Source organism: Streptomyces sp. TLI_185 (genome assembly GCF_003814765.1).
Lineage (GTDB): Bacteria > Actinomycetota > Actinomycetes > Streptomycetales > Streptomycetaceae > Streptomyces.
In genome coordinates this window covers 9,689,814-9,709,257 of record NZ_RKRB01000001.1, presented here as the reverse complement: position 1 = coordinate 9,709,257, position 19,444 = coordinate 9,689,814, and the positions used below count along the sequence as shown (strand labels likewise).

Annotated in this window: 16 protein-coding genes and 1 pseudogene; 7 read left to right on the top strand and 10 right to left on the bottom strand. The window is 71.4% G+C overall.

All coding sequences use genetic code 11. The features are described from left to right. Positions 1–146: 146 nt before the first annotated feature. Positions 147–1,175: an SDR family oxidoreductase gene (locus tag EDD92_RS44580; RefSeq protein ID WP_123969532.1), complete on the top strand. Its 1,029-nt coding sequence runs from the start codon at positions 147–149 to the stop codon at positions 1,173–1,175. A 27-nt stretch (positions 1,176–1,202) separates the two neighbouring features. Here EDD92_RS44580 and nrfD read toward each other — a convergent pair whose 3' ends face one another. The 8 genes and pseudogenes from nrfD to EDD92_RS44540 all read right to left on the bottom strand — a co-directional run bounded on the left by nrfD (position 1,203) and on the right by EDD92_RS44540 (position 11,010). After that, positions 1,203–2,153 (bottom strand): NrfD/PsrC family molybdoenzyme membrane anchor subunit, encoded by a 951-nt coding sequence (gene nrfD / locus EDD92_RS44575; RefSeq protein WP_123969531.1) that lies wholly within the window; start codon positions 2,151–2,153, stop codon positions 1,203–1,205. Then, positions 2,150–2,992: a 4Fe-4S dicluster domain-containing protein gene (locus tag EDD92_RS44570; RefSeq protein WP_123969530.1), complete on the bottom strand. Its 843-nt coding sequence runs from the start codon at positions 2,990–2,992 to the stop codon at positions 2,150–2,152. Before EDD92_RS44570 ends, nrfD begins: the two co-directional genes overlap by 4 nt. Then, complete coding sequence (gene fdh, locus EDD92_RS44565) at positions 2,989–6,234, bottom strand: formate dehydrogenase (RefSeq protein ID WP_123969529.1); 3,246 nt, start codon at positions 6,232–6,234, stop codon at positions 2,989–2,991. The genes EDD92_RS44570 and fdh overlap by 4 nt, the downstream gene beginning before the upstream one ends. Before the next feature lie 17 nt (positions 6,235–6,251). Continuing rightward, positions 6,252–6,485, bottom strand: coding sequence for a hypothetical protein (locus EDD92_RS44560; protein ID WP_123969528.1), 234 nt, complete (start codon positions 6,483–6,485; stop codon positions 6,252–6,254). Positions 6,486–6,658: 173 nt separating this feature from the next. Then, entirely contained in the window at positions 6,659–7,942 is a 1,284-nt protein-coding gene (locus EDD92_RS44555) for an ROK family protein (protein ID WP_123969527.1), read from the bottom strand. Positions 7,943–8,033: 91 nt separating this feature from the next. Next, entirely contained in the window at positions 8,034–8,999 is a 966-nt protein-coding gene (locus EDD92_RS44550) for a phosphotransferase family protein (RefSeq protein ID WP_123969526.1), read from the bottom strand. 23 nt (positions 9,000–9,022) lie between these two features. Continuing rightward, positions 9,023–9,790: pseudogene (locus tag EDD92_RS44545) on the bottom strand (reductase); the annotation flags it as partial. Between the two features lie 167 nt (positions 9,791–9,957). Continuing rightward, the gene (locus EDD92_RS44540; protein WP_311736804.1) at positions 9,958–11,010 is read right to left on the bottom strand and encodes a LacI family DNA-binding transcriptional regulator; all 1,053 of its coding nucleotides are present in this window, start codon (positions 11,008–11,010) and stop codon (positions 9,958–9,960) included. Between the two features lie 210 nt (positions 11,011–11,220). On the opposite strand from EDD92_RS44540, the gene EDD92_RS44535 reads away from it, so the two are divergent. The 5 genes from EDD92_RS44535 to EDD92_RS44515 all read left to right on the top strand — a co-directional run bounded on the left by EDD92_RS44535 (position 11,221) and on the right by EDD92_RS44515 (position 16,743). Beyond that, positions 11,221–12,510: an ABC transporter substrate-binding protein gene (locus EDD92_RS44535; RefSeq protein ID WP_260327186.1), complete on the top strand. Its 1,290-nt coding sequence runs from the start codon at positions 11,221–11,223 to the stop codon at positions 12,508–12,510. Positions 12,511–12,521: 11 nt separating this feature from the next. Further along, positions 12,522–13,520 (top strand): carbohydrate ABC transporter permease, encoded by a 999-nt coding sequence (locus tag EDD92_RS44530; protein WP_123969524.1) that lies wholly within the window; start codon positions 12,522–12,524, stop codon positions 13,518–13,520. Then, a complete protein-coding gene (locus EDD92_RS44525) occupies positions 13,517–14,359 on the top strand; it encodes a carbohydrate ABC transporter permease (RefSeq protein ID WP_123969523.1) in 843 nt (280 codons plus the stop codon). The genes EDD92_RS44530 and EDD92_RS44525 overlap by 4 nt, the downstream gene beginning before the upstream one ends. Before the next feature lie 37 nt (positions 14,360–14,396). Next, positions 14,397–16,040 carry a glycoside hydrolase family 13 protein gene (locus tag EDD92_RS44520; protein ID WP_123969522.1) on the top strand — a complete coding sequence of 548 codons (1,644 nt, stop codon included), beginning with the start codon at positions 14,397–14,399 and terminating at the stop codon, positions 16,038–16,040. 109 nt (positions 16,041–16,149) lie between these two features. Continuing rightward, entirely contained in the window at positions 16,150–16,743 is a 594-nt protein-coding gene (locus tag EDD92_RS44515; RefSeq protein ID WP_399185550.1) for a PAS domain-containing protein, read from the top strand. Here the strand turns inward: EDD92_RS44515 and EDD92_RS44510 are convergent. Continuing rightward, positions 16,695–17,597, bottom strand: a complete 903-nt coding sequence (locus tag EDD92_RS44510; protein ID WP_123969521.1) for a DUF3626 domain-containing protein — start codon at positions 17,595–17,597, stop codon at positions 16,695–16,697. The two genes, EDD92_RS44515 and EDD92_RS44510, sit on opposite strands and share 49 nt — an antisense overlap. Positions 17,598–17,666: 69 nt before the next feature. After that, entirely contained in the window at positions 17,667–18,665 is a 999-nt protein-coding gene (locus EDD92_RS44505) for a zinc-binding alcohol dehydrogenase family protein (protein ID WP_123969520.1), read from the bottom strand. A 138-nt stretch (positions 18,666–18,803) separates the two neighbouring features. On the opposite strand from EDD92_RS44505, the gene EDD92_RS44500 reads away from it, so the two are divergent. After that, the gene (locus tag EDD92_RS44500; protein WP_260327185.1) at positions 18,804–19,394 is read left to right on the top strand and encodes an ABATE domain-containing protein; all 591 of its coding nucleotides are present in this window, start codon (positions 18,804–18,806) and stop codon (positions 19,392–19,394) included. Positions 19,395–19,444 lie beyond the last annotated feature (50 nt).

Genomic DNA, 19,444 nt, shown 5'->3' with positions numbered 1-19,444 from the left:
CGGTGGGGTGGATACGTCCTCCATGGTTCCGGGGGCCGGTACGGGCGTCGATTACCTGCGAGGTCATGGGGCGGAGTCCGCGTGCCCACGCCCCGGCCGGGTACTCGGTCACCCCGTTTCGGACGTCTGGCCGGAAGGAGCCGAAGGTGAGCAGCGCAGTGGGCAGCAGGATCGTGGTCACCGGTGCCACCGGCAACGTCGGCACCAGTGTGGTGCGCCTCCTCTCGGAGGATGCACAGGTGGGGTCCGTGCTGGGTCTGGCCCGGCGGATTCCCGAGTGGTCGCCGGCGCGGACGGAGTGGTCCGCGGTCGACCTGGCGTCCCAACAGGCGGATCTGGTCCAGGAGTTCGCGGACGCCGACGCGGTCGTCCATCTGGCGTGGGCCTTCCAGCCCACGCATGATCCGGCGACGACCTGGCGCACGAACGTGCTCGGCAGCATCCGGGTGTTCGAGGCGGTGGCGGCGGCCCGGGTGCCGACGCTCGTGCACGCGTCGTCGGTGGGCGCCTACTCTCCGGGACCGAAGGATCACGCGGTGGACGAGTCGTGGCCGACGCACGGCTGGCCGGATGCCGCGTACTGCCGGGAGAAGGCCTATCTGGAGCGCGCCCTGGACACCGTCGAGCGCGATCATCCGGAGGTGCGGGTGGTCCGGATGCGGCCCGCCTTCCTCTTCAAGCGCGAGTCGGCGAGCGAGCAGCGCCGGATCTTCGGCGGCCGTCTCCTGCCGGGCCCGCTGGCGCGTCCGGAGATGCTGCCCTTCCTCCCCGACATCCCCGGTCTGCGGGTGCAGGCGTTGCACACCGACGACGCGGCCAGGGCGTACGTCCTCGCGGTCGGCTCCGAGGTCCGGGGCGCGTTCAACCTGGCGGCCGAGCCGTGGGTCGACGCCGAAATGCTCGGCGAGATGCTGGGCACCCGTCCGGTCCGGCTCCCCCGCGTCGCGGCCCGCTCGGCGATCGCCGCCGCCTGGGGACTGCATCTGCTGCCCGCGTCGCCACATCTGTTCGACGCGGTGCTGCGGCTGCCGTTGATGGACTGCACGCGCGCGCGTGCCGAGCTGGGCTGGCATCCGGAGCATGAGGCGACCGAAGTCCTGGAGGAGTTCCTGCAGGGCCTGCAGCACGGCGAGGGGGCGCGGACCGGGCCGCTGCGGGGGCGCAAGGTGGGCTGACCGCCGCGGTACCCGCTCGGCACAGGCCTACGCAGGCTCGACGTCGAGCCGTTCGCGCTGCGGCACCACCGTGTACTTGGGGTCCTCCGCCGAGGCGATGCCCGCCGCGAACACGCCGAAGCGGGTGCACGCCGATCCCGTGAGCAGGGCGAGCCCGGAGGCGACCGCGGCGCCGCGCCGTCCGCCGAAGAGGGCGCCGGTGACCGCACCGCCCGCTGTGAGCACCTGCGCCGCCCGCAGCAGCGCGCCCGCCCGGCCCTCCTGCCAGGTCTCGGCGACCATGCCCAGGCGCTTCTCCGCCGCTTTGGTGACCGCTGCCTCGGCGAGCGCCGCCAGCCCGGCGGCGCACCGGGCCGGTGCGTTCTCGCTCGTGGGACCGGCGACAAGGGCCATCCCGGCCGCCGCCGCGGTCGCGGACGCCGCGAAGAGGTACGGCAGCTCCCGGTGGGCGCCGTGCCAGGCCGGCACGGCGGTGTCGGCGGCCAGCACCCCGGTGTATGTGGCGACCACCGGGCCCAGGAGGGCGGCGGCGCCGGTCGCCGCGCCCCCGAGACGCGGCGACCGTCCGGTCACGGCGCTCGCCGCGGCCACACCCGCCGCGGGTCCGTAGGCGCCGAGCAGCCAGGACCCCATGCTCATGGGCGAGGTCGGTTTGAACACCCGCAGCATGTTCGCGAACCGGCTCGGTCTGCCGAGGTCGTGGATCAGGGCGGCGGCCGACAGGGAGACGGCGGCCAGCGAGGACACCTTCAGCGCCGTCGCGGTCGTCGTACGTCCTGTGAGGTGAGCGCCCGCCGCGAGCACCGATCCGGCTCCGGCCAGCCCGCCGAGGAAGAAGTATCCGGCGATGTCGGGGGCGGCCCAGGAGGGTGCCTTGATGACCGGGCGGCCGTAGTAGGACTCGAACTCGGCCCGGGGAACGACGGGTTGCTCCCCGCGGCGGCGTCGCCTGCGTCCCGCGTCCTCGGTCGTGCTCATCGCCGGCCCCTTCCCGTGAGCGCGAAGCAGGCCGCGAGTCCGCCCAGCAGGGACAGGGCCGCCGCACCGGCGTGCTTCCACATCCCGGGCAGGTCCCGGGTGGTGACGACGGGGTCCGGGGGCAGCCCGTACACCTCGGGCTCGTCCAGCAGCAGGAAGAAGGCGCCGTCGCCGCCCACTCCGTCGTCGGGGTCGTGGCCGTAGAGCCGCGCGTCGGTGACTCCCGCCTCGTGCAGCTGGTCGACCCGCAGCGCGGCCCGCTCGCGCAGTTCGTCGAGCGGGCCGAACTGGATGGACTCGGTGGGGCAGGCCTTGGCGCAGGCCGGTTCCTGTCCCGCGCCGAGGCGGTCGTAGCACATCGTGCACTTGAACGCGCGTCCGTCGTGTGGCCGTTGCTCGATGACGCCGTACGGGCAGGCGGGTACGCAGTAGCCGCAGCCGTTGCAGATGTCCTCCTGGACGACGACCGTGCCGAACTCGGTGCGGAAGAGCGAGCCGGTGGGGCAGACGTCGAGGCAGGCGGCGTGGGTGCAGTGCTTGCACACGTCGGAGGACATCAGCCAGCGCAGTTCGCCGTCGCCGCCGACCGGCGTCTCCTGCGCGGTCGACTCGCCCTCGATCAGCGGGAGTTGGGTACGGCCGTCCGGGCGCGGCTGCTCGATGAAGGCCACGTGCCGCCAGGTCGAGGCGCCGAGCGCCTGCGTGTTGTCGTACGACATGCCCGTCAGCGACAACCCGTCCTCCGGGATGGCGTTCCACTCCTTGCAGGCGACCTCGCAGGCCTTGCAGCCGATGCAGACGGAGGTGTCGGTGAAGAAGCCGACGCGTTCCTCGCTCACTTGCGCACCTCCGTTCCGGTGTCCGGGGTGATGCCGGCCCGGCTGCGGTACTCGGCGACCAGCCTCGGCAGGGCCGGGCCGCGCGGGCGGCGCCCGGCGCGGATGTCGGCGGTCAGCGCCTTGTCCTCCTGGATGTGGGCGTTGGGGTCGAGGGCGATGGCCACCAGTTCGTTGGCGGCATCGCCCTTCGCGACGCCGTTCGGGCCCCAGTGGAAGGGCAGGCCGATCTGGTGGACGGTGTGGCCCTGTACCCGCAGGGGCCGGATCCGGTCGGTCACCAGCACGCGTGCCTCGACGGCGTTCCGGGCGGTGATGATGGTGGCCCAGCCGCCGTTCTCCAGTCCGCGTTCGCGGGCCAGCGCGGGCGAGACCTCGCAGAAGAACTCCGGTTGCAGCTCGGAGAGATACTCCGACCAGCGGCTCATCCCGCCAGCCGTGAAGTGCTCGGTCAGGCGGTGCGTGGTGACGACGTACGGGAAGACGTCGGCGCCCTTCTCGTCGCCGCTGGGGTGATAGCGGTTGCCCTCGCGAGGCATCAGCTCGCGCACCGGGTTGCGCGGGGTCGCGGGGTGCAGGGCGTTGGGGAACGGCGAGTCCTGGGGCTCGTAGTGGGTGGGCAGCGGGCCGTCCTCCAGGCCTGCGGGGGTGAACAGCCAGCCCTTGCCGTCGGCCTGCATGATGAACGGGTCGTCGCCGCGCAGCGCGTCGGGGCCGACTGCGTCCTCGTCGGGGACGAAGTCCGGTGCGCGGTCGGGGACGAAGTCGGGGACGTCGCGCCCGGTCCACTTCCCCTCCTCCGGGTCCCACCAGACGTACTTCTTGCGCTCGCTCCAGGGCGTGCCGTCGGGGGCGGCGGAGGCTCGGTTGTAGAGGATGCGGCGGTTGGCGGGCCAGGCCCAGGCCCATTCGGCGGCCACCCAGTCCTGCTCCCACTCGGGCTTCTTGCGGGCCGCCTGGTTGACGCCGTCGGCGTAGACACCGCAGTAGATCCAGCAGCCGCAGCGGGTGGAGCCGTCGTCCTTCAGCTCGGTGTACGCGCTCAGCGGGGTGCCGTCGGGACCGTGCCCGCTGATCTCGGCGAGCACGGCGTCGGCCACGGGTTCCTCGAGGTCCCCGCTGACCGGGTAGTCCCACACGAGGTCGAGGACGGGCCGGTCCATGGGGTCGGTCGAGCCGGCCAGTTTCTCCTTGATGCGGCGGCCCAGGTGGTACATGAACCACAGGTCGCTGCGGGCGTCGCCCTCGGGTTCCACGGCCTGGTAGTGCCACTGCACCCAGCGGTTGGTGTTGGTGAAGGAGCCGGACTTCTCGGTGTGGGAGGCGGCCGGGAAGAAGAACACCTCGGTGGCGATGTCCTCGGTGCGCAGCTCACCGGTCTCGATCTCGGGGCCGTCCTTCCACCAGGTCGCCGACTCGATGAGGGAGAAGTCGCGGACGACCAGCCAGTCCAGGTTGGCCATCCCGAGCCGCTGCAGACGGGTGTTGGCGGAGCCGACGGCCGGGTTCTCGCCGAGCAGGAAGTAGCCCTTGCAGGCGCCGTCGAGCTGGGCCATGACCGTGTCGTAGGTGGAGTGGGATCCGGTCAGGCGCGGCAGGTGGTCGAAGCAGAAGTCGTTGTCGGGTGTGGCGGCGTCGCCGTAATAGGCCTTCAGCAGACTGACGATGTACGCCCGCATGTCGTACCAGAAGCCCTTCACCGTGCGGGTCGTCTCGACGAAGTTGTCGAGGTTCATGTCCTCGTGGGCGTGCGGCATCGGGATGTAGCCCGGCAGCAGGTTGAACAGGGTGGGGATGTCGCTGGAGCCCTGGATGGAGGCGTGGCCGCGCAGGGCCTGGATGCCGCCGCCGGTGCGGCCGATGTTGCCGAGCAGCAGCTGCAGGATGCAGGCGGCGCGGATGAACTGGGCACCGGTGGTGTGCTGGGTCCAGCCGACGGCGTAGCAGAAGGCGCTGGTGCGCTCGGGGCCGGAATTGGCCGTCAGTGCGTCGCAGACCTGCCGGAAGGTCTCGCGGGGGATGCCGCAGACCTCCTCGACCATCTCGGGCGTGTAGCGGGCGTAGTGCCGTTTGAGGATCTGGTAGACGCATCGCGGATGCTGGAGGGTCTCGTCGGTAGGGGCGCGGTGCCCCGTACGCGCTCCGCCGGAACCGTGGGCCTCGGAGCCGGCGGACTTGCGGGTGCGCTCCTCGTACAGCTCGTCGGCCTCACCGGCCGGCTGCTGTATCTCGACGCCCTCGTACTGCCAGGTGGTGGGGTCGTAGTGCTTCATCTCCTCGTCCAGGCCCGAAAAGACGCCGTCGAGGTCCTCGGTGTCGCGGAAGTCCTCGCCGACCAGGGTGGAGGCGTTGGTGTAGGCGAGGACGTACTCGCGGAAGTCCTTCTCCTCGATCAGGACGTGGTTGATGATCCCGCCGAGGAAGGCGATGTCGGTGCCCGCGCGGATCGGCACGTACAGGTCGGCGAGCGCGCTGGTGCGGTTGTAGCGCGGGTCGACGTCGATGATGCGGGCGCCGCGCTTCTTGGCCTCCATCACCCACTGGAAGCCGACCGGGTGGCACTCGGCGAAGTTGGAGCCCTCGATGACGATGCAGTCGGAGTACTGCAGGTCCTGCATGAAGGTGGTGGCGCCGCCGCGGCCGAAGGAGGTGCCGAGCCCGGCGACCGTGGACGAGTGACAGACCCGGGCCTGGTTCTCCACCTGCACCACGCCGAGGCCGGTCAGCAGCTTCTTGATGAGGTAGTTCTCCTCGTTGTCGAGGGTGGCGCCGCCGAGGCTGGCGATGCCCAGGGTGCGGGCGGTGCGCATCCCGTCGCGCTCCCACTCCCAGGTCTCGCGCCGGGTGTGCAGGACCCGCTCGGCGACCATGTCCATGGCCGTGTCCAGGTCCAGGCTCTCCCAGTCGGTGCCGTGCGGGCGGCGGTAGAGCACCTGGTGCTCACGGGCCGGCCCGGTGGTCAGCTGCAGGGTCGCCGAGCCCTTGGGACACAGCCGCCCGCGGCTGACCGGCGAGGCGGGATCGCCCTCGATCTGGACGACCTTCTCGTCCCGCACATAGACCTGCTGGCCGCAGCCGACCGCGCAGTAGGGGCAGACGGACTGCACCACACGATCCGCACTGTCCGTGCGGGGACGCAGGCCTTCGGTGTACGAGGATTTCGCGGCGCTCCCCCGGCCCGTGCGGTCGGTGCCGGTGAGCTGCCGGTAGACGGGCCACGTCCGGACCCGGTCGCCGATACCCATGGTGGTTCTTGTCGCGGTCAGGCGGAGGACTCGTCCGGAGCGGGGTGCTCGGGGTGGACGGTGGCCGAACGGGGGCCGTCCCGGCGCCCGGTACCGGCCTCGTCGGTGTCGGGCACCTCGTCGTCCGCCTCGTCGGGGTCCACCTCCGGAACAGGGATGTCCAGCGGGTCCTCGCCCTCGCCGACCTGCTGGTCGGGCAGATCCCGCGGCACGGGCTCGCCGCCCTGGCCTGCGTCATGCCGATCGGCCACGGCGCACTCCCTTCACGTCGTTCGAGCGACTCGCGAGTACCTCCGCCGGTGACCGACGAAACCTGGGGGTGCGCCCCAAAGGGGCGCGGGGCTGTGCCGATATGCGGCTCCGCCGCGTGGGCGCGACAAGCCACGACGACGCAGCAGACGACACACAGCCCTCCGCGGCACTCTCAGAGTCGCTCCTCCAACGCCGTCTGCCACGCAGGCACCGGCCCCTCGGGCACCGGCTCCAGCCGCCGCCCGCCCCGGGCGAAGAAATCCGCCAGAGGCAAAATCGCCGCACCGACGGTCACCGCGTCGGGCCCGAGCCGCCCCAGCTCGATGGTGACCTTCTCGGCCGGATGCCGCAGCGCATACGAGGCCGCATGTCGCCGCACCGCAGGCAGGAACCGCGCACCGAGCTGAAGCCCCGCCCATCCCCCGATGAGAATCCGTTCGGGCTGGAACAGGTTGATCAGGTCGGACAACCCGGCACCCAGATACTCGGCGGTCTCCTCCAGCACGGCCAGGGCAACCGGATCAGCCGCCCCACCTCCGGAGGGATACGCCGCGGCGAGCATCGCCGTCAGCGCCGTCTCCTCGTCCGCACCCTCCGGGGGCCGTCCCCCATCCTCCCGCCACCGCTCCAGCAGGGACTCCGCACCCGCATACGCCTCCAGGCAGCCGAGCGCACCGCAACGGCAGCGGCGCCCCCTGACCCGTACGGTCAGATGGCCCCACTCCACCGCCCGCCCGTGCTCGACCTCGGGCGTGACCAGACAGGCGCCGACACCGGAGCCGAACAGCACGACGATCGCGTTGCGCGCACCGCGCCCCGCACCGAACCACATCTCGGCCTGGCCGAGGGTCTTGGCGCCGTTGTCGATGAAGTACCGGACGCCGTCCGGGAGTTGCGAGGTCGAGCGGAGCAGCGCCTCCAGTGGGACGGCGTCCCAGCCGATCGTCTGCCCGTGCACGACGGCGCCGCTCTCGGGGGTGCGCTCCACGATGCCGGGGACACCGATGCCGACGCCGAGGAGCTGTTCGGGGTCGATGCCGGCGCCGGCGAGCACCTCGGCGATCCCGTCCCGGATGTGGCCGACGATGACCTCGACGTCGTAGCGCTGCTGTTCCAGGGGCCGCTCGGCGCGGGCGAGTTCGGTGAGGGTGAGGTCGAACAGCTCGACGCGCACCCGGGTCTCGCCGACGTCGACACCGATCATGTGGCCGGCGCCGGGTGCCACGCGCAGCAGGGTGCGGGGGCGGCCGCCGTCGGAGTCGACGCTGCCGGCCTCCTCGACCAGGCCGTCGGCGACCAGGTCCGCGACGACGTTGCTGACCGAGCCGGAGCTCAGCCCGGTCACCGGGCCGAGCTCGAAGCGGCTGAGGGGTCCGTCGAAGTAGAGCCGCTGCAGCACGACCGCGCGGTTGGCCCGCCTGAGGTCGCGCACCGTGCGCCCGTTCCGCCCCGCCATGTGGTTCCTTTCGCGCCCTGTCCGACCTGCAACATACCTCTGCGGACAGACTTGGCGCGACATTCCTCCAACCCTTAGTTCACGATGTGAGCTAAGAGGTGGCCTCCTCGATCTCGTCGAGGGCGGCCACGAGGTCCGGTGCGACGGCCTCCTCGCGCCACCGGATGTCCCCTTCGCCCATCGCCCGCGGCACGGTCTCCACCAGCATGATCAGGTAGAGGTAGGCGCGGTACAAGGCGAGCCGGAGGAGGGCCGGGCAGTCGAACTCGGCGCGCCCGCCGCCCTCCCGGTAACCCGAGAGGAAGGCCTCGTCCTTCCTTATGTCCCCCAGCAGCGCCAGGGAGACGAACTCCGCGAGCGGGTCGCCCCAGAACATGCGCTCCCCGTCGATGAGCCCGCCGATGCGGACGGAGTCCGCCGAGCGTTCCACGAGGATGTTGCCGTCCCACAGGTCGAAGTGGACGAGTGCGGGGACGGTGACCTCGTCGAGGGCGTCGTACGCGGCGCGGAGCGTGACCGCGATCTCGTCGACCGGCCTGGGCAGCCGGGCCGCGAAGCGGCGGGCATCGCCGAGGATCGCGTCGAGCATCCCGGTGAAGGCGGTCCGCCAGTCGGCGGCGAGGGGGCCGAGTGCGCCGGACGGATAGCCGAAGGCGGTTCCGGTGACGCGGTGAAGGGCGGCCACCTGGCGGCCCAACTCCGTGCGCAGATACGTCCGTTCGGCCTCGGTGAAGGATCCGTCCCACGGATCGCCGGGACATGCGGTCATCAGGAGTACGGCGCTGTCGTCGTCGAGGGTGACGAGCCGCGGCGTCGGCACCCCGGCCGTTTCGGCGCCGCGGTAGAACTCCGCCTCGGCGACGAGAAGCCGGCTTTCGTAGCGCAGTCCCGGGATGTCCGGCGCGACCTTCAGTACGTAGCGGCTGCCGTCGGTGAGCCGGAGTTCCTCGACGGTGTTGTAGGTGCCACCGGCGAGGGGACGCAGGTGGGCCAGCCGGCCGGGAGGGATCCGTGCGCCCTCCAGGATGCGCCGGGCCCGTTCCCAGGAGTCCACCACCGTGCGCCCACCTCTCCCCTCGGTCAGCCGGCCGCGTACACGTCCTCGACGTAATGGCCGTCCGCGATCAGTGCGTCGAGCCACTCCTCGGCCGCCGCATGATCGGCGCCGGGCATGCGGTTCCGGTACAGGGTACGGAACGCTTCCCGCACACCCGGTGCCATTTTCGAACCGTCGCCGCAGACGTACACCCGGGCCCCGGCGCCGAGCAGTTGCCAGACCTCGTCGGCCTCGGCGGCGATGCGGTGCTGCACGAAGGTCCCCGCGGTGCTGAAGGCGGGGCGGACCGATACCGCCCCGGCGGCCTCGGCAGCGCGCAGTTCCTCTGCGTGCAGGAAGTCCGCGTCGGGCGCGTCGCAGCCGAAGTAGCAGAGGGCGGGGGCGAGTTCGGCGCCTGCGGCCAGCGCGGCCGTGCGGTCGGCGACGGCTCCGCGGAAGGGGGCCAGGCCGGTGCCCGCGGCGACCATGATCACCGGCGCGGAGTGGTCCATCCGAAAGGCCTCCCGGCAGGGCTGGATCCGGGCGAGGATCGTCTCGCCGGGTTCGATGCCGGCGAGATGCCCGGACCCGGTCCCCCGGTAGACACCCTTGCCGGAGCGTGCGGGGGCTTCGAGCAGGGAGATCATGAGGTCCGCGTGGCCGGGGTCCACGGCGGGCGAGGAGGAGACGGAGTAGTGGCGTGGCCGCAGCGGGGTCAGGATCTCCAGCAGCTGCGGCCAGTCGAGGGCGCCGCGCAGGGCGGGGTGGTCCTCGATCAGCTCGACGAGGGTGCGCGGGTCGTCGCCGGGGAGGGTGTCCGCGGTGTGGGGGTGCAGGGCGGTGGGGGGCATGGCCCGACAACTGCCTTTCGCGGTACGGAAGTACTGCGTTCGAGATTGGTCGAGCGGACCCGGCCGTCCGCGCCACGGGACTACATGATCGTGTAGTCGAGAACGCGCCCGGGGGCTTGCGGAAGCCCTCAGGAGGGGTTCTCGTCCTGCGCCGGGGGCCCGGAAGGCGGGGCGGTGGTGCCCCGCGGGATCAGGCGGGTCGGCAGGACGATGTGCCGCTCGTGGTCCGCCTCGGGGTCGTTGATCAACCGCAGGACCAGGTCGCCGGCGACCCGGCCCATCTCGGAGGGCGACTGAGCCACCGTGGTCAGGTCGAACCACTCGGCCAGCGGCTGGTCGTCGAAGCCGAGGACGGACATCGCCTCCGGCACCTCGATCCTGGCCTTGCGCAGGGTCCAGATGAGGGTGGCGGCGAGTTCGTCCTGTTCGGCGAAGACCGCGGTGGGCGGCTCGCGCAGGCCGAGCAGCTGCCCCAGGGCTTCGGCGACGGCGCGCTTGTCCTCGGCGGGAGCGGCCACCACGAGGGAGTCGTCCACGGGAATGCCCGCCTCGGCGAGCGCCTGCCGGTAGCCGTGCAACCTCGCGTGGGAGCTGAAGGAGAAGCCGGTGGCGCCCGGGCTCTGCATGAAGGCGATACGGCGGTGCCCCAGGTTCAGCAGGTGCCGGGTGCCGCTCAGGGCACCGGCCGCGTCGTCGACGTACACGCTCGGGCGTCCCTCGGCGTGCTGGCTGACGTAGATGACCGGCATCCCGAGGTCGTCGAGCCGTGCGCTCTCCTCCTCGGTGAGGTCGAAGCAGTGGACCAGGAGGGCGTCGGCGTTGCGCCGGGCCGGCAGCTGTTCGAAGAACGAGGCGCGTTCTGTCAGGTCGGGTATCACGTAGAGGGCCAGCTCCATGTCCGCGGCGCGCAGCAGGGGGCCCAGGCTGGACAGGGCCGAGCCCATGAACCACGACTTGAGGGTGGGCACGAGCACCGCCACCACGCCGGTCCTGCCGGTCACCAGGCTGGAGGCCTGCCGGGAGACCGCGAAGTTCAGCTCGCGGGCGGCCTGTTCGACGCGGGCGCGGACGTCCGGCGAGACGCTCGACAGTCCGCGCAGGGTGCGGGAGACGGTGGATGTGGAGACCCCGGCCCGTTCCGCGACATCGGACATCGTGGGGTGCCGTTGAGCTGCTGGCATGGGCGGACGTTAGCACAAGCGTGCACCGGGCCGCCCTCCTTCGTGACAGCGCTGTCACGGCATTACTTGTGCGTAACGCATTGACGTTCCGCCCGGCTTGCTCCTAGCTTGCAAGCGTTGTCTCAGCGGGAACCAATTACTTGATCAGATCTCACATCAATGCGGTCTGACCTGCATATTTATCTCAGCAATCGCTGCCCGGGAGTGACCTTGAAGAACAGGAAGACCAGAGCGCTGCGGCGCTCCGGTGCACTGTGCGCGGGGCTGGCCGCCGTTGCCGCGTGCGGCACCGGCGGCGGCTCCGTGTCGAGTACGGGCCGCGGCCCCATCACCTACGTCGCCGGTGCCGACAACACCGGGACCGTGCGGGCGGTCCTCGACCGCTGGAACAAGCTGCACCCGGGTGAGAAGGTCACCTTCGTCCAGCTGCCCACCGATCCCGACGCCCAGCGGCAGCAGATGATCCAGAACGCGGCAACGAGGTCGGACGCGTTCACCGTGCTGTCCCTGGACGTCGTGTGGACCTCGGAGTTCGCGGCGCACCGGTGGGTGGACCGGCTGCCCGAGGACCGCTTCCCGCTGGGGAAGATGCTGAAGCCGATCGTCGCGACCGGCATGTACCGCGGCGGCCTCTACTCCGTCCCGGCAAGCTCCGACGGCGGCATGCTGTACTACCGCACCGATCTGCTCCGGCAGGCCGGCATCACCCAACCGCCGGTCACCTGGGCGGAGTTGAAGGCGGACTGCGCCAGGGTGCGCACACTGCCCGCGGCCAAGGGAGTGTCCTGTTATACGGGGCAGTTCCAGAAGTACGAGGGCCTGACGGTGAACTTCGCCGAGGCGGTGAACTCCGCGGGCGGGGTCGTCACCGACGCCCAGGGACGCCCGCACCTCGACACCCCGCAGGCCAGAAAGGGCCTGGACTTCCTGGTCCGCTCCTTCCGCGACGGCACCATCCCCAAGGAGGCCGCCACCTACCAGGAGGAGGATGCCCGCCGCGCCTTCCAGTCCGGCCGGCTCGTCTTCGAGCGGCAGTGGCCGTACATGTATCCGCTGGCGAACAAGAAGGACGGCTCCAGCAAGGTCGCCGGGAGGTTCGCCGTCGCACCACTGCCCGGTCTGAACGGGCCCGGCGCCTCCAGCCTGGGCGGCCACAACCTGGCGCTGTCCGCCTCGGCCCGGAACAAGGCCACCGCCCTGGACTTCATCCGGTTCTTCACCAGCCAGGCAACCCAGCGGTTCACGCTGGCCTACGCCCCGGCCGCGCCCACCTACCAGGCCCTGTACCAGGACCCGCACCTGGTGAAGAAGTATCCGTACCTGCCCGTCCTGAAGCAGTCGATCCTTCACGCGGTGCCGCGGCCTCGGGTCTTCGGCTACGGAGACGTCACGGCGGCCGTGCAGCGGGAGGCTTTCGCAGCGCTGACCGGAGCCAAGAGCAGCGCCGGCGCGCTCGATGACCTGCAGAAGGACCTGCAGCAACAGGCGGCGGGGAAGTGAGGAAACGCAACATGGTGACCACCCACAATCCGCCCGAGAGCGTCGACCGGCCCGCAGCGCAGCCGCGCAGGAGGAACGCCGGCCGAGCCCTCCTGGGCCGCCGCCGCACGGCCACCTCCGGCGAGGGCAGGATCGCGGCCCTCCTCGTCTCGCCGACGCTGCTGGTCCTGGCGGTCGTCGTGCTGTATCCGACGATCGTGGCGCTGAAGGACTCGTTCTACGGCACCCCGGGGCTCGACCCCAGGACGGGTTTCGTGCGTGACCACGACCCGTTCGTCGGCGCCGACAACTACACGGCTATCTTCGGGGCGGCGGGCGACCGCTTCTGGAACGCCTTCTGGAACACGACCTTCCTGACCGTCACCACGGTCGCCCTGGAGACGGTGCTCGGCATCGCGATGGCGCTGATCATGCACCGGGCGCTGCGCGGCCGGGCGGTCGTCCGCGCATCCATCCTCGTGCCCTGGGCGATCCCCACCGCCGTCACGGGTCTGCTGTGGCGCTGGATCTTCAACAGCGACGGTGTGGCCAACGCCCTGATCGGCCGTCAGATCCTGTGGACCACCGAGGGGTTCCACGCCAAGGTCGCGGTCATCGTGGCCGATGTGTGGAAAACGGCTCCGTTCATCGGGCTGCTGGTGCTGGCCGGACTGCAGGTGATCTCGAAGGAGGTGTACGAGGCGGCGCGGATGGACGGGGCAGGCGTGGCCCGGCAGTTCTGGAGCATCACGCTGCCGCTGGTCAAGCCTGCGCTGCTGGTGGCGGTGCTGTTCCGCACGCTCGACGCGCTGCGCATGTTCGACCTCCCGTACATCCTGATCGGCGCGCAGAAGACTTCAGTGGAGACGCTGTCCATGCTCGCCCAGGACCAGGCCGCGAACGTGCGCTTCGGGCCGGCCGCCGCGTATGCGGTGATCCTCTTCGTCTATGTCTTCCTCATCGCGCTGGCGTTCGTGCGGCTGCTGGGCGCCGACGTGGTGCCGCGCCGCCCCAAGGAGGTGGCCGCATGAACCCCACCACCCTGCACCCGGTCCTGCGCAGAGCACTGCTCTGGCTCGGGGTGGCCGCGGTCGTCGCCTACTGCCTGGCACCCTTCTACTGGATGCTGGTCTCCAGCCTGCGCCGCACCTCGGACATCTTCGACAACTCCCCGTTCCCGGCCCGGATCTCGTTCCAGAACTACCGTGCCGTGCTCGACCCGTCCGAGAACTTCACCCGGGCTCTGTTCAACAGTCTTGTCGTGGCGGGCATCACGACCGTGTGTGCACTACTGCTGGCCACGTTCACGGCGTATGCGATGGCGCGGCTGGAGTTCCGCTTCAAACGGTTCGTGCTGACGCTGATCATCGCCACGTCGATGTTCCCGGTGGTGTCGATCGTGGTGCCGCTGCTGAAGATGTTCGTCGGCTTCGGCTGGATCAACACCTACCAGGCGATGATCGTGCCCAGTCTGTCCTTCACACTGCCGCTCGCGGTGTGGAATCTGACGGCGTTCTTCCGGCAGATGCCCGACGAGCTGGAGCACGCGGCCATGATCGACGGCTGCACCCGTGCTCAGGCCTTCCGCCGCGTCATCATTCCGCTCGCCGCGCCCGGCATCTTCACCACGGCGATCATCACGTTCATCGCGGCCTGGAACGAGTTCCTCATCGCGCTGTCGATGACGAACAAGCCGGACATCCAGACCGCGCCCGTGGCGATCTCCAAGTTCGCCGGGGCGACCCAGTTCGAGACACCGTTCGGCAGTCAGATGGCCGCCGGCGTCCTGGTCACCGTTCCGCTCGTGGTCGTGGTGCTGCTGTTCCAGCGCCGGATCGTCGCCGGCCTCACGGCGGGCGCGGCCAAGTAGCCCTATTTCTACTGATGTACGAGGAGTACGCACCCATATGTCCACCAGCACCGCACCTTGGTGGCGCGACGCCGTCATCTACCAGGTCTATATCCGCAGTTTCGCCGACGGCAACGGCGACGGCGTCGGCGACATCGCAGGGATCCGCTCGCGGCTGCCGTATCTGAAGTCGCTCGGCGTGGACGCGATCTGGATCAACCCCTGGTACAAGTCGCCGATGGCCGACCACGGTTACGACGTCGCCGACTTCCGTCGGATCGATCCGCTGTTCGGCACGGTCGCCGAGGCGGAACTGCTCATCGACGAGGCACACCGGCACGGGATCCGCGTGATCCCGGACATCGTGCCCAACCACACCTCCGACCAGCACGCCTGGTTCCAGGCGGCGTTGGCGGCGGGACCGGGCAGCCCGGAGCGGGAGCGCTACGTCTTCCGGGCCGGCCGCGGGGCGGACGGCGCCGAGCCGCCCAACGACTGGGTGTCCTGCTTCGGCGGCCCGGCCTGGACCCGGCTGCCCGACGGGGAGTGGTACCTGCACCTGTTCGCCCCCGAGCAACCGGACCTCAACTGGCAACACCCCGAAGTGCGGGCAGAGTTCGAGTCGATCCTGCGGTTCTGGTTCAGCCGGGGTGTCGACGGCTTCCGTATCGACGTCGCACACGGGCTGATCAAGCATCCCGAGCTGCCCGACCTGCCGGCCCGCCCGGAAGCGGCGCCCGACGGACCGCGGCGGCATCTGGACCATCCGCACTGGGACCGGGACGAGGTGCACGACATCTACCGCGCCTGGCGCCGGGTGGCCGACGAGTTCCCCGGTGACCGCTCGTTCGTCGCCGAGGCCTGGGCGGACACCCCGGAGCGGCTCGCCGCCTACGTCCGCCGGGACGGTCTGCACACGGCGTTCAACTTCGACTTCCTGATGTCGAGTTGGGACGCGAAGGACTTGCGGGCCGTCATCGACGACTCCCTCGCCATGCTCGGCGCGGTGGGCGCCCCGGCCACCTGGGTGCTGTCCAACCATGACGTCATGCGCCACCCCAGCCGCTACGGCCGCAGGGTCGTCCGGCGATGGGTGGCCAACGAGCCCTACCGGCCCGAGGGCCCCGTGGATCTGGCCCTGGGCACCCGGCGGGCGCGCGCCGCCGCCCTGCTGATGCTCGCGCTGCCCGGCGGCGCCTACATCTACCAGGGCGAGGAGCTCGGACTGCCGGAGGTCGAGGACCTGCCCGAGTCCGTCCTCCAGGACCCGGTGTGGGAGCGGTCGGGGCACACCGACCGCGGGCGCGACGGCTGCCGGGTGCCGATCCCTTGGTCCGGGCGGCGTCCACCGTACGGCTTCAGCCCGGAGGGCACGACGGCCGGGCCCTGGCTGCCGCAGCCGGACGGCTGGGCGGATCACAGCGTGGCCGCGCAGGACGGTGTCGACGGCTCGATGCTGGAGCTGTACCGCGCCGCCCTGCGCCTGCGCCGCGACCACCCGGCCCTCGGCGACGGCGGCCTGACCTGGCTCGACGCTCCAGCCGGCGTGCTGGCCATCCGCCGCGAGCCCGGCTTCGTGTCCGTGGTGAACCTCTCGGCCGAGCCGTACCGGCTGCCCGAGCACACCTCGGTCCTGCTGGCGAGCGGCCAACTGGACGATGGTCTGCTGGGACCGGATCAGGCGGCCTGGCTCGCCACATGATTGTGTAGTGCATGTAGTGCGCGTCGCCGTCGTGTGGGTGGCCGTCTGCGGGTCGCTGTCGCACGGGTGGCAGGAGGTCTTGGTGGAAGAGGGCCGTCGGGAGGCCGTGATGTGGCGCAATCGCGCCCTGACGCTCTTCGACCGGGTCTCCGTGCCCGTCGCCGTCTGCGACGCGTACGGCGCCGTCCTGCTGGCCAACCCGGCGATGGCGGCCGAGTGCGGTACGACCCCGGGGCGGCTGCGCGGCCGTGACGTGCTGGAGCTGTTCCGGCCACAGGAGGCCACGCAGGTGGAGCGGATCGCGCCGGCGCTGCGGCTGCGGCACCGGTCGCGGTATCAGGTGTCGGTGTGCTGGGAGGGGCCGGGCGGCGAGCGGTTCGGGGAACTGACCGCCGACCCGGTCAGCGACACCGTCGAGGAGACGCCCGCCCTGCTGGTGATGCTTCGGGTGCGGGGCGAACGCGAGCCGCTCACCCACGAGCCTGTGCGGGTCGCGCCGGTGCAGGCCCGCATCCTGGCGCTGCTCGCCGGGGGCGCCACCACTGCCAGGGCCGCGAAGGAGACCGGCCTCAGCGCGGACGGCGTCACCTATCACCTGCGGCGGCTGTCGGCGCGCTGGAGCGCGTCGAACCGTACCGAACTGGTGGCGCGCGCCTATGCGCTCGGCGTCCTCACCCCCGGGGTGTGGCCGCCGGGCGCGTAGGCGGTGCCCGCTCCCTCGGGTGCGCCGAAGCGGGCGAGGGTGTGCCAGACCATCTTCAGGTCCTGCAGTTCGTGGCGGCCGGTGCGGGCGGCGTCGCCGATGAGCCGCGGGTCGACGTGGCCGTCCTCGGCGATCCGGGCGCCCAGCTCCGCGTACTCCGCCCCGCGGTAGTCGGCGTGTTCCTGCAGTTGCGCCACGCTCAGCCGGTAGCCGGGGTGCCACTCGACGGGGCAGGGCAGCAACCGGGCGGCGGCCTCGACGGACGTGCCGCGGTAGCTCTCGTCCAGGACGAGCGCCTCCATGTGCACGGCGAGCAGCACGCCGCCGTGGACCTGCGCCTCGATGTAGTCGTTGAGGGCGTCCTGCTCGTCGGCCTCGGCGAGCGCGATCAGCGACATGCCGGCGGCCACCCCGAAGTCGGTCGGCTCGGCCGCGCTGTCGGGATAGCAGAAGGTCGCGCGGGCAAGCGCGTCGGCGGTGAGCCGGAAGTGCGAGGAGCCGAACCGCGGGGCGGCGCCGACCACTTGGCGCCGGAAGTTCAGCGCGCCGTACACGGGCCGCTCGTGCGGGTCGGCGTCGTCGTAGGCGCCGCCGAAGATCCGGCTCTCCCAGCGCCAGCGGTCACCGCCGGGGTGTGCGGTGAGCCCGCCGTTGCTGGTGCCGGTGACGAACTGTGAGTGGTAGGCGCCGTCCTGGGCCAGCGCCTGGAGGATGGGCAGCCCGCCGACGAGCCGGTCGGGGTGGAAGTTCAGCGTGATCCGCAGGTCGGCGCCGAGGGCCGGACCCGTCGAGCGGCCGGCGACATGGCGCAGCGCCTGCCGCGCCCGCGGTGAGCCGATACTCCCGAAATCCACTCGTTTCCCCTTCTCGGGCCGATCCCCCGGCGCCCCGAGGAGCCCGGGAGGCCTCCCTCATGAGATCACTCAGAGGTCGGCCACCGCCAGGACGATTTTGCCGCGGTTGCTGCGCCGCTCCAGCAACTCGTGGGCGGCACGGGCCTGTTCGAGCGGTACTACGGTTTCGACGGGTACCCGGTACGCCCCGGAGGCGACCCGCTCGGCGAGCTCACGCAGATCGTTGCGGGGGTCGTAGCCGTGGATCTGGAGGTTGGTGAGCTGGAAGCCGAGGATGGCGGCGTTCTTCGGGTAGAAGTCGCGGGTGTCGACGGTGCTCGGCTCCAGGGCGACGTTGGCGAGGGCGACGACCCGGCCGCCGTGGCCCACTTGGCGCAGACTGCGGGCGAACGCCCGGCCGCCGACGGTGTCGAGGACGAGGTCGGCGCCGCGGCCGTCCGTCAGCCGCAGCACCTCTTCGACCTCCGCGTCGTCGGGATGGGCGGAGGTGTCGACGGTGACCTGGGCGCCGAACTCCCCTGCCCAGGCAGCCTTTTCGGCCGAGCCGGCGAGCGCGATGACCCGCGCGCCCGCCTCCGCGGCGATCTGCACGGCCGCGCTGCCCACCCCGCTCGCGGCCGCCTTCACCACCACTGTGTCCTCCTTGGTGACCCGGGCGAGGTGGCGCAGGCAGTACCAGGCGGAGAGCCAGGCGACGGGCAGTGTGGCCGCCTCGGTCAGGCCCACGCCGTCCGACAGGACGGTGACCCGGGTGGCGGGCACGGCCGCCAACTCGGCGTAGAACCCGGGGGCGTTCACTCCGTCCAGAGCCATGACCCGCTGCCCGACCTCCAGGCCGGTCACCCCCTCCCCCACTGCCGCGACGACGCCCGCCGCCTCGACGCCGGGAATCAGCGGCGGCCGCCCGGCCCGGTGGTAGACGCCCTTCCTGATCAGGGCGTCGGCGCGGTTCACGCCCGCCGCCGCGACCCGCACCAGCACCTCGCCGGGCCCCGCCACGGGGTCGGGCACCTCGACCGGCACCAGCACCTCGGGCCCACCGAACTCGTCGATCCGTACCGCACGCATACCGCACCCGCTTCCTGCCACAGCCGCCGCCGCGACTGACACCGGTTGAAGTGGTGTCACGATCCAACACCACTTCAACCGGTGTCAAGGGGGGTCAGCCACGGACGACACCTCATGAACCGGTGTACGCTCTTCCGTATGACCGGCACCTCCGCCCCCGCCGACCCGGCACTCGCGTTCCCGTTCATCGGCGGCCGCCCCTGCTTGAACTTCGTGGCGACGCTCGGCCGGCGGCACTCGTCCGCTGCACTCGAGCGGCTCCCGGACCCGGCCGCACTGGCTCGTTGGTTCACGGAGGCGGAGCTGGCCGCGGACGGCGCGCCGGTGCGGGTCACCGCCCGGGATCTGGCGGGCGCCCGCCTCCTGCGCGAGGCCCTCTACCGCCTGGTGCGCACCTCGATGGCCGGGCAGGAACCGGAACCGGCCGACGTGGAGCTGATCAACGAGGCGGCGGCCCGCCCGGACCTGGCCCCTCAGCTGGGCGCCGTCCGCTGGACGGCGCGGCAGCCGGCCCGCGCGGCTCTGGCGACGGTGGCCCGCGATGCCGTCCTCCTGGCGCGCAGCCCCTTGCTGGAGCGGGTCAAGGAGTGCGAGAACCCGGGCTGTTCGCTGCTGTTCCTGGACGACTCCCAGGCCCGGCGCCGCCGTTGGTGCTCCATGGACCGCTGCGGCAATCTCGCAAAGGTCGCCGGCTACCGGTCCCGCAGCCGGGCCGCCGTCACCCGGTGAAGGTGGATCAGGACGTCATGCGCTGCCGGCTACGGGGCGCCCCACTGACG

What these genes read in the sequence shown, in the direction of transcription:
- EDD92_RS44505 (WP_123969520.1), bottom strand. Translation starts at nt 18,665, where the DNA reads ATGCGTGCGGTACGGATCGACGAGTTCGGTGGGCCCGAGGTGCTGGTG.
- EDD92_RS44500 (WP_260327185.1), top strand. Translation starts at nt 18,804, where the DNA reads ATGACCGGCACCTCCGCCCCCGCCGACCCGGCACTCGCGTTCCCGTTC.
- EDD92_RS44555 (WP_123969527.1), bottom strand. Translation starts at nt 7,942, where the DNA reads ATGGCGGGGCGGAACGGGCGCACGGTGCGCGACCTCAGGCGGGCCAAC.
- fdh (WP_123969529.1), bottom strand. Translation starts at nt 6,234, where the DNA reads ATGGGTATCGGCGACCGGGTCCGGACGTGGCCCGTCTACCGGCAGCTC.
- EDD92_RS44525 (WP_123969523.1), top strand. Translation starts at nt 13,517, where the DNA reads ATGAACCCCACCACCCTGCACCCGGTCCTGCGCAGAGCACTGCTCTGG.
- EDD92_RS44520 (WP_123969522.1), top strand. Translation starts at nt 14,397, where the DNA reads ATGTCCACCAGCACCGCACCTTGGTGGCGCGACGCCGTCATCTACCAG.
- nrfD (WP_123969531.1), bottom strand. Translation starts at nt 2,153, where the DNA reads ATGAGCACGACCGAGGACGCGGGACGCAGGCGACGCCGCCGCGGGGAG.
- EDD92_RS44540 (WP_311736804.1), bottom strand. Translation starts at nt 11,010, where the DNA reads ATGCCAGCAGCTCAACGGCACCCCACGATGTCCGATGTCGCGGAACGG.
- EDD92_RS44530 (WP_123969524.1), top strand. Translation starts at nt 12,522, where the DNA reads ATGGTGACCACCCACAATCCGCCCGAGAGCGTCGACCGGCCCGCAGCG.
- EDD92_RS44515 (WP_399185550.1), top strand. Translation starts at nt 16,150, where the DNA reads ATGTGGCGCAATCGCGCCCTGACGCTCTTCGACCGGGTCTCCGTGCCC.